A 14,903-nucleotide genomic window follows, 5' to 3' on the forward strand; every position below is an offset into this window, starting at 1 on the left:
GTCGGTCACGAGGGCGGCGGCCTGGTGGGGCGCCGTTTCAGGGGGTTTCCTTGGCGATCGCTTCGCGGACGGCGGGGACGATCTCCCTGGACCAGCGGGCGAGGGTGGTGGGGTCGACGGCGCCGTGATCGGCGGAGAAGAGGATGAAGCCGGATGCCTGGTGCTCCAGCACGGCCTCCGTCAGTTCCTCGATCCATTGGCCGACGGAGCCGCCGATCCAGCGGTCGTCGCGGTCGCGGGTCGCGGGCAGGGGGCGGTCGGTGATGCGGCCGGGGAAGTTGTAGATCGTACGGATCTCGCGCGGGTCCCGGCCGGCGGCGACGGCCGCCTCGTCGATGATCGGCCGTGAGGTCCGGTAGCGTTCGCTGCGCCAGTCGGCCGCGTGGCCGGGGAGCCAGCCGTCGGCCACCCGGCCGGTGGCGGCCAGCGATTTCGGGCCGTTGGAGCCGGTCCACACGGGGGGTGCGGCCACGGGGGCGGGCTCGATGCGGCGCACCTGGTAGTGGCGGCCCTGGTGGGTGATGGGCGGGCCGCCGCCCGACAGCTTCCTGATGAGGATGATCGCCTCCTCGAAGGCGTCGACGGCGTCGCCGGGCGACAGCCGTGGGACGCCCATGTCGGATATGCGGTCCCACAGCCCGCCGGCGCCCATGCCGAGCACGACCCGGCCGCCGGTGAGCGCCGACAGCGATGTCACGGTGCGGGCGAGCATGGGGGCGGGCCTGGTCGGCAGGTTGGTGACGTTGGCCAGGCCGGCGATGTGCCGGGTTTGTCCGAGGAGGAAGGCGATCGTGGCGTAGGCGTCCAGCCGCCTGCCGAGGTAGGGGTGGTCCGACAGCGAGAACAGGTCGAGCCCGTCGCGGTCGGCCTGCTGGACCATGCGCAGCAGCTCCGGTCCGTCGTCGACGTTGCTGTGCGCGCCGAAGCCGAAGATGACGTCATGGGCGGGCATGGTTGTGCCTTTCAGGTCTTTACGTGCGGGAGGTTGTGATCACCAGGCGTAGGCTTCGGGCGCGGGCTTGGACCCGTTCGGGGCGGGTGCCGGGAACAAGGTGTCCAGCCTGGCCAGCGTGTCGCCGTCGAGGGTGATCGTCAGGGCCCGGAGCGAGCTGTCCAGTTGCTCGGCGGTGCGCGGGCCGATGATGGGGCCGGTCACGCCGTCCTGGGCGAGCAGCCAGGCCAGGGCGACGTGCGCGGGGTCCTCGCCGAGGTCGGCGCACAGCTTCTCGTACGCCTCGATGGTGTCGCGGTGGGCGGCGAGGGTGGCGGCCGAGCGCCCGGAGGAGCCGCGGGCGGCGCCGCCCTGCCGCTGTTTGCGCAGGACGCCGCCGAGCACGCCGCCGTGCAGCGGCGACCACGGGATCAGGCCCAGCCCGTAGTGGCGGGCGGCGGGCAGCACCTCCAGCTCGACCCAGCGGTTCATCAGGTTGTAGATGGACTGCTCGCTGACCAGGCCGAGGAAGTGCCGCGACCGGGCGGCCTCCTGCGCCTGGGCGATGTGCCAGCCGGCGAAGTTGGAGGAGCCGTAGTAGAGGACCTTGCCCTGCTGGCGCAGGACGCCGAACGCCTCCCAGATCTCCTCCCACGGCGTGTTCCTGTCGACGTGGTGCATCTGGTACAGGTCGATGTGGTCCGTCCGCAGGCGCTTGAGCGACGCCTCGGCCGCGCGCCGGATGTGCAGCGCCGACAGGAACCGGTCGTTCGGCCCGTCGCCGGTGGGCAGGTAGAGCTTGGTGGCCAGGACGGTCCGGTCGCGCCGCCCTCCGCCCTTGGCGAACCACCTGCCGATGATCTCTTCGGTGGCGCCGTCGCCGGGGGTGCGGCCGTACACGTCGGCCGTGTCGAAGAAGTTGATGCCGTGTTCGTGGGCGCGGTCCATGATGGTGTGGCTGTCGGCTTCGGAGGTCTGCGGCCCGAAGTTCATGGTGCCCAGGACGAGCCGGGACACTGACAGGCCACTGCGGCCCAGTTGCGTGTAGTTCATGTCAGGCGCCGCCGAACTGCTCGGTGAAGCGGCCGGTGAACAGGTCGGCGCCCTTGTACGCCGACACGGTCTCCGCGGTGACGACGGCCGGGCCGTCGGGGCTGGGCAGCTGCCCGGCGCCGCCCCGCGGGCCGAGCGGGAGCAGGATCATGGGGTGGGGCAGCGGCTGGTAGGTGGCCGTGGGCGGCTCGCCGCGCAGCTGGGCGGTGATGTTGCGGGCCACCACCTCGGCGTGCTGCATCGCGTACCCCGCCATCTTGGCCTCGGGCACGTCGGTGATGTCGCCGATCGCGTACACGTGCTCGTACCCGCGGACGTTCAGTCCGTCGGTGACCGGCACGTGCCCGCGCGGGGTGCGGGTGGTGAGCCGGCCGTCGGCGAGGTAGTCGCTGTTGATGCGGACGCCGTGGGCGCGGAACCAGATGTCGGCGGTGATCTCCTGCCCGTCGGCCGCGGTGACGGTGAAGGTGCCGGCCCGGCCGGGCTCGGTCGCCGGCGGCGCGGTCAGCGTGGTGCCGAGCCGCAGGTCGATGCCGAGCTCGTCGAGCTGGTGGTGCAGGTCCTGGCGCATCTCCGGCTCGAAGCCGGGCAGCAGCTGCTCGGCCGGGTCGACGACGGTCACCTGCTTGTGCGGCCAGACCTCCTTGATCTCCCCGGCCAGTTCGAGGCCGACCGGCCCGGCTCCCAGGATCAGCACGTGCTCGGCGCCGGCCAGCTCCTTGTGGGTGCCGCGCAGGTCCTCCAGGACCTGCTCGGTGGAGTCGGCGACCGGTTTGGCCGGGTACGTGTAGCTGGAGCCGGTGGCCAGCACCAGGTAGTCGGCCTCGACCCGCCGGCCCGAGGCCAGCGTGACGCCGCCGGGATCCACGGAGACCGCCCGGTCGCGGATCACCGTGCCCCTGGTCAGGAATCCGGTGTAGGGGAAGAACATGTTGCTTCCCCAGTCGGGCTGGGTGAGCGCCCGCAGCGAGCCGGCCGTGTTGACGAACGCGTCGCGCGGGTCGATGAGGACGACCTCGGCCTCGGGCTCGGCGTCCAGCGCCTTGGCGACCGCCGCGCCCCCGTAACCACCGCCGATGACCACAACTGTACGACTCATGGTTCAAGCCCCAATCAGAAAGTGGTGAGTTCGTGCTACGAACCATATTAGTTCGTGGCACGAACTGCAACTCCGGAGTGGGAGAAATTCGGGTTCTGGCCGGTGAAGTGCGGCGCTACCTGGTGGTGGCCGTTGTCGCGCGGCCCTCGCGACCTCGTGCAGTTCGTAACGCGAACTGCTGTCTAGAGGGTGGCGAACTGCATCAGGTCCAGCCGGCGGGCCGATCCCATGTAGGCCCGGCCCGGCGGGCCCGCGAAGAACTGGTCGGGCTCCAGGTTGATCCCGTGCTCGCGGGCGTGCACCCGGCTCGCCGGCGTCAGCAGGAAGCGGGTGCCTGAGCGCAGCACTTCGTTCACCTCGCTCGCCAGCGCCCGCCGGTGCCCCTCCAGCAGCGGGGTGGCGTCGCCGCACAGCACCAGGGCCCGCCGGCCCAGCTCCGACGGCGCGAGGAGGTCCTGGAGCAGGGTGGGGAGGGTGTCGAAGCCCTGCTCGCGCGGGGTGATCGTGACCTGGTCGACGTCGTCCACCACCACCGCGTACCGGTCCCCCTCAAAGGCTTCCACGGCCTCGCGCAGCTCTTCGTCGGTGAACGAGGTGCCGGCCAGGGCCCTGGCCTCCGGGAGCGAGCGGACCAGCGGGGAGCGGGGCGGGGCGATGGCGAGCACCCGGACGCCCGCCCGCAGCAGCACGGTCGCCATGACCAGCGCCGCCGTGCTGCGGCCCGACCCGGCGGGGCCGGAGACGAGCACGAGGTGCGGGCCGAGGTCGAACAGGTCGAGGCCGACCGGGGTGACGCCGGGCCCGCCGACGCCGATGGCCGGGGAGGGGAGGTCGCGGAGCGCGACGGCCGCCGGGAGCGGGGGGAAAGGCCGGGGCCGAGGTGGGCGGACACGGCGTGGGCGGGGGCGGGCGCGCGGCTGTGACGGCCGGAGACGGGCGAGCCAGGGACGGGCGAGCCAGGGACGGGCGAGCCAGGGACGGGCGAGCCAGGGACGGGTGAGCCAGGGACGGGTGAGCCAGGGACGGGTGAGCCAGGGACGGGTGAACCGGAGACAAGCGGGCCGGAGACCGGTGGAACAGGGCCAGGGAGGGTTTCGGGTGGGAGGCAGATCTGGGCGTGCAGGCCGCTGGCCGCCTCGATCGCCCGCCCCGCCAGCACCGGCGGCGACACCATCCCGGAGGTGAGGTACGAGCGCCGCGTCTCCTCCCGGGGGAACGGCAGGAACAGCCGCCGCGAGAACAGGTCGGGAGTCTTGCCACGCAGCATGTCGTGCCCGCCCACCGCCACCGTGTGGATGCCGACGGGTGCCCCGCCGGCCACGATGCCGCGCAGGGTGACGAGGAGGGGCGTCTCGAAGAAGTCGGGGCTGCCACGGTCCTCGAAGTACTCCCACCCGTCGATGACGAGCACGATCGCGGGCGCGGCCGGCCCTCCGGGCGTCAGGCGGGCCAGCCGCCGCCGCTCCACCTCCTCGGCGAGCCAGGTGACGAGCCGCCTGATCCGGTCTGGCTCGCCGCCGCCGACGACGGCCCCGCAGAGCGGCAGCGACGCGTACGCGGCCAGCCCGCCCGGCTGGTTCTCGATCACGTACAGCCACACGTGCTCGGGCGAGCAGCGCGCCGCCAGGCTGGAGATCAGGGTGCGGCAGAACGTGGTGCGCCCCGACTGGGGCCCGCCGGCGACCATGAGCCGTTCGGTCCCGGCCAGGTTCAGGGACATGACGGGCTGCGCCTGGTTGGCGGGGTCGTCGAGCAGCGCGAACGGCACCCCGTCCGCTCCTGAAAGGGCGGCCAGCGGCAGTGTGGCGGGCAGCGGCGGCAGGAGGGGGCGGAACGGCGGCTCGACCGGCAGGCGCGGCGCCGCCTCCAGGACGGCGGCGATGGCGAGGTCCTGGTCGGTGCGGCTGGCCCGCCGCCCGCCGTCCCGTGACTCGGGGCGGGGCAGGCCGAGCGTGGGCCAGGGGGCGAGGCGGGCGGTGGCGGGCGCGGCGCCGGTGGGCGGCGGGTCGCCGAGGTAGCCGGTCTGGAAGAGCTGCGGGGTGCGTTGCTCGCCGCCCACCCGCATGATCATGCCCCGGCCGCGCAGCCGGGACGGGATGGTGGCGGCGTCGGGCACGCCGAGCACTTCGACGCTGTCGGAGGGCTCGTTCTGGCGCAGGGTGATGCGCAGGGAGATGTTGTTCTTCAGCTCGGGCGACAGCTTGCCCTGCAACGACTGCGTGGCCAGCACGAGGTGCATGCCGAGCGAGCGCCCCTTGGCGGCGACGTTGACCAGCTCGCGCAGGAAGTCGGGCGAGGTCTCCAGCACGCGGGCGAACTCGTCGAAGACCATGACGAGCCGGGGCAGCCGGCCTCCGGCGTTCCAGTAGGCGTCGATCTCGCCGCCGTACCGGGCGAGGACGGCCTCGCGCCGGCGGACCTCCGCCCGTACGGAGGCGAGCACGCGGCGGGCGGCGGCCTCGTCGAAGACGTCGGCGGCCGTGTCGCCGGTGGAGCGGATCAGCCCGACCACGTGCGGGCAGTGCTCGAACGGCAGGAACGCGCTGCCGCCCTTGAAGTCGACCAGCACGAGGTTCAGCTCGTCGGGCCGGTTGGCGAGCAGCAGGGAGGTGACGAGGGTCTGCAGCAGGATGCTCTTGCCGGCCCCGGTGGCACCGCCGAGCATGGTGTGCGGCCCGTCGGCGGCGAGGTCCACGGTGACGGGGCCGGTGCCGTCGGCGCCGACGCACACGCGGGTGGTGGGCCCGGGGTCGGCGGCCCATCGCGTCAGGACGGCCTCGGCGTCGGGCGCGCCCATCCCGAGCGCGTCGAGCAGGCGGACGGCGTCGGGGATGACGCTGTCGGCCCTGGCCAGGGTGAGCCGGTCGCGCATGGGCGCCACGGCGCGGGCGATGCGTTCGGCGGCCTGCTCGCCGAGGCTCTCCGGTTGCACGGGGACGGGCAGTCCCTGCCGGCCGCGGGTGAGCAGCATGCCGGCGCCGTCGAGCTCGCAGACGCCGCGGCACTCGTTCAGGCTGCGCTGGTCGGCGCAGATGACGTACACGCCGACGGAGGGGCCCTCCCTGAGCACTTCCTTCATGCCGGGGATGTCACGTAAGGCCCGTGCCCCGTCGAGGACGACGACGATCTCCTCCGCGAAGGTGACGTGCCGCTCCTTGGCCTTGAGCCGCTCGGTGACCAGGTCCTTGAGCTCCTCGATCCGTTCGGTGCGGGTCTCGGGCGTGTTGCCGACCAGGCACGGTACGGGGGCGTCCACGTTCAGGTGCGGCAGCCAGCGCGTCCAGGCCAGGTGCTCGCCCCCGGAGGCGGTGATCAGCACGAGCCGCAGCTCGTCGGGGGCGCGCAGCGTGCCGAGCTGGACCAGCAGCCAGCGCAGCAGCGCGTCCACGGGGCCGGGCGGGCCGATGACGCCGAGCACGCCGATCTGCCGCAGGTCCACGGTGACGGGCACCCCGCGCAGCACCGGCGGGACGAACCCGGGCCACGGCTCGCCCTCGAACGCGATCGTGGCCGGCTCGTCCGCCACGCCCACCCGTAACGTCAGCCCGTCGGGCGAGTCGGCGTTGCGCGGCCACAGCCCCGGCCCCTCGTGGGTGGCGGCGAAGGTGAGGTCCACCTCGTCGGGGGCGACGACGTGCCGCAGCCACTGCTCGTGCACGACGTGCTGCCGGACGCGCTCCATCGTGTCCTGTTTGCGCTGGGCGAACTCGCGTTCTTTCTTCTTGCGCTGCCGCCCTTCCACCCACTGCGTGCCGAAGAACGTGATCGGCGTCAATAATCCGAACAGCAAAAAGTACGGACTTTTCAGGAAGATCGCCATCGCGATGGAAATGGGCAGTGGCAGCAGCGACGAAACCAGCGCCACCCCGATATTGCGTTGCGGAGCCTCGTTCCGCGGCAGCGTGACGCGCGTGCCCGCGACGGCGGGGGCGGGGGAGAAGGCCCGGTCGAAGTCGATGCGCCCGTCGCGGGCGCGGGTGGTCCTGAGCCGGGACGACGGCAGCGGCGCCCACCGCAGCCGGTCGTCGCCCACCTGGAGCACCCCGTCGGGGCGCAGCGGCACCGGCGCCTGGACGCCCAACTCGTCCACGAGGGTGCCGTTGCGCGAGCCGAGGTCCACGACCGTGGCCTCACCCGTCCACGACACGTCGAGGCGGGCGTGCCGCCTGGACACCTTCTGGTCCAGCGGCAGGCTGATGTCGGTCCACTCGCGGCCGATGACGTGGCTGCCGGGGCTGAGCCAGATCACCCGGCCCGCGTCCGGGCCGGCGAACACGCGGATCGCGCCGGCCGCCGCCAGGGGTCTCCACGGCTGGGTACGCTCCGGCTCGCCGACGCTGATCGTCGCCCCCGGCACCAGCGGGCTGTCGGACACGGGGGAGTCGGGGTCGAGCTTGTCGCCGCCGACATAGCAGGGACGACCGCGGACGGGGAAGGGCAGCGCCCGCAGCAGCGAGCCGACGAGGGTCTCGGGCTCCGCCGTCACCTCGGCGTCGACGGCGGTGGAAGCCGCCGGATCGCGGATCGTCAACCGAATGATCATAATCCCCTCTCCAGGGGACTGAAGCACGATTCAGCAGATAAATCTAGCTTTAGGCGAGACAGGCAAACTATCCAACCTTGGCCCCGTCTCGTGGCTAGAGTGATAATTCTCAATATCAGCCTACCGAGCGCGATATTTCATGATATCCGCAGCGCAGGGAGCCGCGGAGTGTCTCACCGCGTAACCGACGAGGCCATGGTCAGAGCCCTCTATCGCGAATACGGCGCCCCCCTGATGGCCTTCGCCGTCAGGCTGACGGGCGGCGATCGCCGCTGGGCCGAGGACGTCGTCCAGGAGACGCTCGTGCGCGCCTGGCGCAACCTCCACGACCTGCGCACGGAGTCCGGCTCGCTGATGCCCTGGCTGGCCACGGTCGCGCGCCGGGTCGTCATCGACAACCGCAGGCGCTCCGGCGCGCGCCCGCTCGACACCGTGGAGGACATCGGCGACCGCGCCCAGCCCGTCGCGGCCGAGGACGAGCGACTGTTACGGGAGATCGTCGTGACCGACGCGATGATGTCGCTGTCCCCCGCGCACCGGCAGGTGCTCACCGAGACGTTCCTCCTGGACCGCACCGTCCAGGAGGCGGCGGAGACGATCGGCGTGCCCGTCGGCACGGTGAAGTCCCGCGTGTACTACGCCATGCGCGCCTTACGGGTCGCGCTGGAGGAAAGGGGGGTGACGCTGCCGTGATCGAGGAGCGTCACGATGACAGGGGGGTGGCGCGATGACCGAGGTACATCACGAGGACGTGGCCGCGTACGCGCTCGGCCTGCTCAACGAGGAGGAGCGGGCCGCTTTCGAGCGCCATCTGGACGCGTGCGGGACCTGCGCGTCCGAGGTGGGCTCGTTCGCCGCGATGGGCGAGCTGATCAAGGGCGTCCATCCGGACGACCTGCTGCCGCAACCACCGGACCCGCAGGTGGAGTCGCTGCTGGTGCACCGGGCCGCCAAGGAGCGCCGGCGCCGCAGCCTGCACCGCGGCTTCATGACGGCCGCCGCCTGCCTGGTGGTCGCCGCCGGGGTCTTCCTCGCCGTCAGCTCCGTGACGAGCGGCCCCAACCCCGACAGCGTCCACGGCCCGGCCCGCGAACTGCTGCTGACCGGCCACACCTACTCCGTCACCGACCCGGCCACCGGCGTGTCGGGGGTCGTCGGCCTGGAGGACAAGGGTTGGGGCACCCACGTCGCGCTGGAGCTCAAGGGCGTCAAGGGGCCGCTGCAGTGCCGGCTCGTGGCGTTCGGCGACGACGGGCGCTCGGAGGTGGTCGCGAGCTGGGGCGTGCCGGAGAAGGGGTACGGCGTGCCGGGCTCGCCCGACCCGCTCGTCCTGCACGGGGGCACCAGCCTGCCGCAGGCGGAGCTCAACCACTTCGCCATCCAGACCTCCGACGGAAGGACCCTGGCGACCGTCACCGTTTGAAGGGCCAGTAACCGTCTAAAGGGCCAGTAACCGCACCCGCAGCTCGCTCACCTGCTTGGGCTCGGCGATCCCGTCCCAGGGCGACAGGGCCGCCAGGCCCGCCTCCTGGTGCTCCGCGGCGCGCTCGCGCCGCAGCCGCGCCAGGTGCAGGTGGGCGAGCGCGGTGCTCACCCCCGCCGGGGGCAGGCGCGGCTCGGCCTCCTCCAGCAGCGCCACCACGGCGGCCGGCTCGTGCGCCGGGTCCTCCAGCATGATCCCGGCCCGGTGCACCAGGCAGCGCGCCCGCCCGATCTCGTCGGCCGCCCCGGTGTAGAGCCGCTCGGCCTCGCCCAGGTGCAGGCCGGCGTCGTGGCTCTGGCCCAGGTAGTGGTGGGCCAGCGCGAGCAGCTCGCGGGCGTGCGCCTCGGCGCCGGGGTCGCCGGCCCGGCGGGCCAGGTCGAGCGCCTGGAACAGCACGACCCTGGCATGGGCGTGCAGGGTGCGCGCCTCGGGGCCGCGGCCGTCGTGGTCGAGCGTCTGGGCCCTGCGCATGAGCAGCGCCGCCACGTTCGCCAGCCGCAGCGCCTGGCCGAGGACGTCGCCGCCGGCCAGCGCCTGGCCGTACCGGACGAGGGCGGACTCGACGGCGGTGAACTCGTCGCCGCCGGCCAGCAGGAGCGCCGCGTGCGCCAGGTGCAGGCCGGCCGGCCACGACTCGACCCTGACGTGCAGCGCCGCCGCGCGGTTGAAGTGCTGGCGCGCCTTGCGCGGGTCACCCCAGGTGAGCAGCACCGCGCACTGGCGCAGCTCGGCCGTGGCCTGCACCTGCTCGTCGCCGAGCGCCTTGGCGGCCCTGGCCAGCTCGGCCGCCGCGCGCAGCCGGTCCTCGTGCCGCTGTTCGAGCCGGAACCAGGTCTCCAGCGCGTCCGCGATCCGGGCGAGCGCGCGGCCGGTCCTGGGCGCCGGGTCGTGGCGGGCCAGCACCTGCAGCAGCACCCGGTCCTCCATCGCGAACCAGGCCCTGGCCTCCTCGGCGGGCAGCCGGTCGGCGTAGGCGGCGGCCTGCCCGGCGAAGTGCTCCACCAGCCGCCGCCACGCCGCCACCTCCCTCGGCGTGCCCTCCGCGCCGCCGCCGCGGAACGCGCCCGACACCCTGACGCGCGTCATCCGTACGTTCTCCACCAGGCCGAGCTCGGCCAGCTCCGCGATCGCGTCGGCGGCGGACGGCACGCCGAGCAGCGCGGCGGCGGCCTGGTGGTCCACCTCGGCGATCGGCAGCCCGGCCAGCAGCACGAAGAGCTGCTTGGCCATGGGCCGCAGCTGCTTGACGCCGAGGGTGAGCACGAAGTCGAGCGTGTCGGAGACGGGCAGGCTGCGCAGGTCGTCCACCAGCGACTGCAGCGGCACGCCCGGGTTGCCCGCCAGCCAGCGGCCGACCCTGACGAGCTCCAGCGGGCTGCCCAGGCAGACGTCCACCAGCAGCTCCAGCGCCTTCGGGTCGCGGGCGGCGCGGTCGTCGCCGATGTGGCGGGCCAGCAGCGCCCGGCCGGCGTCGGGGGCGAGCGGGCCGAGCTGGATCGGCTCGACGTGCTGCGGCGGCGCGTCGGTGAGCGTGCCGGCCACCACGATGTGCGCGCCGGGCACCCGGGTCGGCAGCCACTCGACCTGGCTCCACGAGCTGACGTTGTCGAGCAGCAGCACGTGGCCGGTGCCGGTGAGCGCCTCGATCACCTGCGCGGTCGCGTCGTGCGGCTCCTGAATGGCGCCCGGCGGCCGGTTCAGCGTGCGCAGCACCCGCTGGGCCACGCTGAGCGGCGTCTCGGGGCGGTCTCTGTCGGGGCCGCGCAGGTCGGCGTAGCGCTGCTTGCGTGCCTCGCCCGCCAGGTCCCACACCGCCTGGACGGCCACGGCGGACGTGCCCATGCCGATCGGCCCGTGCACGACGACGACGCCGCGCTCCAGGGCCTCGTCCTTGATCCGCTGGAGCTCGGCGTCCCTGCCGACGAGGCCGTCGATCCGGTCGGGGAACGGCATGGGCGCCAGGGCGGGGCGGGCGGCCGGCTCGCGGCGGCGGCGGATCGCGTACGTGAGCAGCGCCGCCGCGATCGGCACCAGCACCACGAGGACGACCAGGAGCCAGGTCGGGAAGCCGCCGATGAGCTGCTTGATCAGCTCCTCCTGGAGGAGCAGGACCGTGCCGCCCACCGTCAGCACCCCGCCGACGCCCAGCTCGGCCCAGTGCGCGGCGGCCCGCCGGTACAGCCGGGAGAGCCGGTAGCTCAGCCGTTCGCGGCGCGAAATGTCCGTCATCGGCGCACCCCCCGCGTGAGCCCCCGGTACAGCCGGCGCGCGGTCAGCGCCACCACCAGCACCGGCACCGCGGTCGCGATCACCGCCTGCGCCGCCAGCGGGCTCGCCGCGCTCATGAAGTGGCGGGCCTGCTCCAGCAGGATCAGCGGCAGGTGGTCGCCCGACGGCCAGTTGAGCAGCAGCCCGACGACCGCGTCGTTCCAGACCAGGACGAACGCCAGCACCCCGGCCAGCACCACGGCGGGCCGGGCCTCGCGGACCACGTGGACCAGCTCCCACCGGTCGCGCGCCAGCATCGGCGCCGGCACCCGCACGAACGCGTTGTGCAGCACCAGCACCGCCAGCGGGATCACCAGCGCCGCGTGCACGATGGTCAGCGCGAGCGGCGTGCCGACCGGGCTCAGCCAGCGCTGCAGCGGCACGGCGAACGCCTGTGGCGGCAGCGCCGCGAGGGCCACCGTGACGAGCAGGACGGGCCGCCAGGCGCGGCGGGGCAGCAGGTGCTCGTGGGCCAGCACGTACGCGGCCGGCACCGCGGCCAGCAGCACCACGCACACCACCGCCACGGCCCGCAGGAACGTGGTGCCGAGAGCGCCGGTGAACGCGCTGTCGGACAGCGCTTCCGCGTAGGAGGCGAGCGTCCACGGCTCGCCGTTCCACCAGCCCGTCTGGGCGGCGGCGACCGGGTCGCGCAGCGAGGTGAGCAGCAGCGCCGCGAACGGCAGCAGCCACAGCACCGCCACCGTCCCGCCGAGCGGCCACAGGCGCCGCCCGGAAGCGGCCGGTGGACGTGCCGTCAGGGCGGGGTCGGTCCAGCTCACGCGCCCGCGCAGGCCGAGCAGTGCCGGCGCGGCCAGCCCCGCCACCAGCAGCGACATCAGCACGGCGAGCGCGGCGGCCCCGGCGTCGCCCAGGTCGTCGTTGTGCCGCCACCAGAACAGCCCGCCGCCCTCCACCAATGCCTGCGTGGACCCCGGCACCCCCATCAGCACGAGGTCGAACACGCGGGCCGCCGCGACCAGCGCGAACAGGTACGCCAGGGCGGCCGGCCCGGCCAGCGCGGGCAGCACCACGGACCAGAGCCGGCGCCGCCGCCCCACGCCGAACGCCCTGGCCATGCGCAGCAGCTTCGACGGCAGCCGGGCCAGGGCCTCGTGGAAGACGAGGAACGCGACCCCGGCGTACTGCCAGACGAAGGCCAGCCCGAGCACGAGCCAGATCCAGCCGGGCCCGAGGAAGGCGGTGTCGCGGCCCAGGAGGGCGGCGGCCATGCCGCGCTCGCGGCTGGTGTCGAACAGCAGCCGGAAGACCGCCCCGGTGGTGAGCGGCGAGACGACGGCGGGCAGCACGAGGATGACGCGCATGACCAGGCCGAGCGCGGGCCCGGCATTCCTGACCAGCCAGGCGAGGCCGAGGCCGACCGCGCACACGACCACGACCAGCACCCACCAGATCAGCGTGTTGCCGACCGCCTGCCACGCCTGGCCGTCGCTCAGCACGCCGGCCCACGCGCCGGGCCTGGACAGGCTGATGACCACGGTCACCAGGAGCGGCGCGAGGATCACGCCCGCCGCCAGCAGCACCGCCAGCAGCAGGTAGAGGGCGGCCCGCCAGCGGCTGAGCCCGTGCCCTGCCGGCGGCATCCGGGCGTCGTGGTGCGGGGCCACCTCGAACAGGAACGCGTTCTGCTCGCTCATCAGGCGGGGCCCTCCCCGGCGGCGGCCACGATCTTCTCGCGGGCGGCGGCGGCCGCCGCGGCGGGGGCGGCGGTGCCCGCGGTGACGTCGGCGAACAGCTCGGTGAGCACCCGCCAAAGGCCGCGCCCGTCGCCGCCCTCCAGCCGGCCGATCAGCCGGTCGGACAGGTCGTAGTGGCGGTTGCCCGCCGTGTTCAGGGCCTCGGCGGGCCCGCGCAGCAGCGGGTGCGCCGGCTGTCGGTACGGGGTCAGGAACCCGCCCTCGTCCACCCAGGCGGTCAGCGCGTCCCGCTCGCCGCCCGCGCGCGGCCTGGTCAGCCAGTCGACGAAGTCCACCGCGTCCTGGCCGCCGCCGCGCATCGCCACCGCCACGTCGCCGCCGACCACCAGCGGCGGCGACCCGCCCGGGTAGGCGGGGAAGGGGAAGTGGCGGGCCACGTCCTTGCCGCCGTACCGCTCGATGACGGGCAGCGCGAAGTCGGGCGCGGCCACGACATCGGCGGTGCGGTAGCTGAACACGTCAAGGACCGAGTCGTGGAACTGCAGGGTGAGCGCCCGCCTGCCCTGGTCGTAGGTGAACGCCTCGCGCCAGATCGTGGCGAGCAGCGTGAGCGCCTCGGTCACCTTGGCCACGCCCCACCATGCCTGGTTGCCCCGCTCGGCCGGGGGGAAGAGGCCGTCGTACACCTCGGGGGCGTAGGCGAGCAGGACGTTCTCGAACCAGTCGCTGAGCACCCACCCGTCAGCGGCGCCGATCGCCAGCGTGCCGGGGCGCGGCTGCCAGGCGGCCAGGCTCGGGGGCGCGTGCCGCTCGCCGGTGCGGTGCCACACCAGCGACTTGTTGGCGATCTTGAACCAGGCGCCCAGCGTCTCACCGCTTTCCGGCGCGGTCGCCAGCCGCCGCCAGAAGGCCGGCTGCGCGTGCCCGCCGGTCAGCGGCCTGATGCGGGGCCGCACGACGGGATCGAACAGCAGCCCCAGCCGGGGGATGACCGCCACGTCGGGCACGACGTCCGCGGCCGGGCCGCGCAGCAGCGCGCTGATGTTGTCGCCCGCCGAGTAGACGCTGACCGGCCGCCGCCTCTCGGCCACGTACGCGTCCACCACGCGCAGGAAGCGTCGTAACTCCTCGCCGCTCCACACCACCGCGACCCGCAGCGGCGGCGGCCCCGCGCAGCCCGCCAGCGTGACGGCGGGAACGGCGGCCAGGAACGCCCTACGGCTCATCGACATCGGCGATCTCCCAGAGGCAGGAAGGGGAGGCGAGGCTGGCCACCCTCGTGCCGTCGTCGGTGACGACGAGCACGGCCAGCCCGGGGTCGGCGCCCAGCGCCCCGCTCACCGCCGCGTGACACGGCCCGCAGCCCGTGCGGTCCTCGATCACCACCACCTTCACGGGCAGCGGCCGGCACAACACCCGCGCCAGCGCGACGCTCAGCCGCTCGTCGTGGGCCAGCTCGTGCGGCCGGGAACGCAGGAAGCCCTGGATGTCCAGCCGCCTGGCCATGAACGCGATGCGGCCCTGCACGAACGACGGCGCCAGGTCGTCACGCGCGGCCAGCGCCAGGTTGCGCTCGACGGTCAGGTGCGGCAGCAGGCCCGCGCCCGCCGGCACCAGCCCGATCTCGCGCTCCGCCGGCGGCCGCATGGTGATCTCGTGGCCGTCGAGGCCGATGCGGCCACCGACGGGCATCTCCAGGCCGAGCAGGATGTCGGCGAACGCGTCGGCGTCGGCCGGCCCGCGGGCCACCACCACGGCGGTCCGGCCGGGGTCGAGGGTGAGGGGGTCGGGTGACAGGCGGCGCCGGGCTCCGTGCGTGTCCCAGGTGAGACCGTCGATCTTCAGAAGTGGCACGTCCGCAACCGCCG

The 14,903-nt window shown here is 73.9% G+C and carries 11 protein-coding genes; 2 read left to right on the forward strand and 9 right to left on the reverse strand.

Annotation, left to right across the window (positions count from 1 at the left end; genetic code table 11):
- Positions 1–37: 37 nt before the first annotated feature.
- From KIS93_RS36495 to KIS93_RS36515, 5 genes are all read right to left on the reverse strand, one after another.
- A complete protein-coding gene (locus KIS93_RS36495; RefSeq protein ID WP_080043399.1) occupies positions 38–952 on the reverse strand; it encodes an LLM class flavin-dependent oxidoreductase in 915 nt (304 codons plus the stop codon).
- Between the two features lie 39 nt (positions 953–991).
- Positions 992–1,984 carry an aldo/keto reductase gene (locus tag KIS93_RS36500; RefSeq protein WP_080043398.1) on the reverse strand — a complete coding sequence of 331 codons (993 nt, stop codon included), beginning with the start codon at positions 1,982–1,984 and terminating at the stop codon, positions 992–994.
- Between the two features lies 1 nt (position 1,985).
- On the reverse strand, positions 1,986–3,083 hold the full coding sequence (locus tag KIS93_RS36505; protein WP_080043397.1) for an NAD(P)/FAD-dependent oxidoreductase: 1,098 nt from the start codon (positions 3,081–3,083) through the stop codon (positions 1,986–1,988).
- 182 nt (positions 3,084–3,265) lie between these two features.
- Positions 3,266–3,430 carry a hypothetical protein gene (locus tag KIS93_RS36510; protein WP_186404610.1) on the reverse strand — a complete coding sequence of 55 codons (165 nt, stop codon included), beginning with the start codon at positions 3,428–3,430 and terminating at the stop codon, positions 3,266–3,268.
- 5 nt (positions 3,431–3,435) lie between these two features.
- The gene (locus KIS93_RS36515; protein WP_186404611.1) at positions 3,436–7,614 is read right to left on the reverse strand and encodes an FtsK/SpoIIIE domain-containing protein; all 4,179 of its coding nucleotides are present in this window, start codon (positions 7,612–7,614) and stop codon (positions 3,436–3,438) included.
- Between the two features lie 180 nt (positions 7,615–7,794).
- On the opposite strand from KIS93_RS36515, the gene KIS93_RS36520 reads away from it, so the two are divergent.
- Both KIS93_RS36520 and KIS93_RS36525 read left to right on the forward strand, forming a co-directional pair.
- Positions 7,795–8,319 carry a sigma-70 family RNA polymerase sigma factor gene (locus tag KIS93_RS36520; RefSeq protein WP_471633760.1) on the forward strand — a complete coding sequence of 175 codons (525 nt, stop codon included), beginning with the start codon at positions 7,795–7,797 and terminating at the stop codon, positions 8,317–8,319.
- A gap of 34 nt (positions 8,320–8,353) precedes the next feature.
- The gene (locus KIS93_RS36525) at positions 8,354–9,049 is read left to right on the forward strand and encodes a zf-HC2 domain-containing protein (RefSeq protein WP_080043394.1); all 696 of its coding nucleotides are present in this window, start codon (positions 8,354–8,356) and stop codon (positions 9,047–9,049) included.
- Between the two features lie 15 nt (positions 9,050–9,064).
- Here KIS93_RS36525 and KIS93_RS36530 read toward each other — a convergent pair whose 3' ends face one another.
- The 4 genes from KIS93_RS36530 to KIS93_RS36545 are packed head-to-tail and all read right to left on the reverse strand — an operon-like array spanning position 9,065 to position 14,889.
- Complete coding sequence (locus KIS93_RS36530) at positions 9,065–11,338, reverse strand: hypothetical protein (protein ID WP_080043393.1); 2,274 nt, start codon at positions 11,336–11,338, stop codon at positions 9,065–9,067.
- Positions 11,335–13,035: an ABC transporter permease subunit gene (locus tag KIS93_RS36535; RefSeq protein WP_080043392.1), complete on the reverse strand. Its 1,701-nt coding sequence runs from the start codon at positions 13,033–13,035 to the stop codon at positions 11,335–11,337. Before KIS93_RS36535 ends, KIS93_RS36530 begins: the two co-directional genes overlap by 4 nt.
- Positions 13,035–14,267 carry a hypothetical protein gene (locus tag KIS93_RS36540; RefSeq protein WP_155128646.1) on the reverse strand — a complete coding sequence of 411 codons (1,233 nt, stop codon included), beginning with the start codon at positions 14,265–14,267 and terminating at the stop codon, positions 13,035–13,037. The genes KIS93_RS36535 and KIS93_RS36540 overlap by 1 nt, the downstream gene beginning before the upstream one ends.
- A complete protein-coding gene (locus KIS93_RS36545) occupies positions 14,251–14,889 on the reverse strand; it encodes an ATP-binding cassette domain-containing protein (RefSeq protein WP_080043390.1) in 639 nt (212 codons plus the stop codon). The genes KIS93_RS36540 and KIS93_RS36545 overlap by 17 nt, the downstream gene beginning before the upstream one ends.
- Between the last annotated feature and the right edge of the window lie 14 nt (positions 14,890–14,903).

This window comes from [Actinomadura] parvosata subsp. kistnae, from assembly GCF_900323885.1.
GTDB lineage: Bacteria > Actinomycetota > Actinomycetes > Streptosporangiales > Streptosporangiaceae > Nonomuraea > Nonomuraea composti.

Excerpts from the sequence above, each read along its gene's own strand:
- KIS93_RS36505 (WP_080043397.1), bottom strand. The coding sequence starts at position 3,083 with ATGAGTCGTACAGTTGTGGTCATCGGCGGTGGTTACGGGGGCGCGGCG.
- KIS93_RS36530 (WP_080043393.1), bottom strand. The coding sequence starts at position 11,338 with ATGACGGACATTTCGCGCCGCGAACGGCTGAGCTACCGGCTCTCCCGG.
- KIS93_RS36525 (WP_080043394.1), top strand. The coding sequence starts at position 8,354 with ATGACCGAGGTACATCACGAGGACGTGGCCGCGTACGCGCTCGGCCTG.
- KIS93_RS36535 (WP_080043392.1), bottom strand. The coding sequence starts at position 13,035 with ATGAGCGAGCAGAACGCGTTCCTGTTCGAGGTGGCCCCGCACCACGAC.
- KIS93_RS36540 (WP_155128646.1), bottom strand. The coding sequence starts at position 14,267 with ATGTCGATGAGCCGTAGGGCGTTCCTGGCCGCCGTTCCCGCCGTCACG.
- KIS93_RS36500 (WP_080043398.1), bottom strand. The coding sequence starts at position 1,984 with ATGAACTACACGCAACTGGGCCGCAGTGGCCTGTCAGTGTCCCGGCTC.
- KIS93_RS36495 (WP_080043399.1), bottom strand. The coding sequence starts at position 952 with ATGCCCGCCCATGACGTCATCTTCGGCTTCGGCGCGCACAGCAACGTC.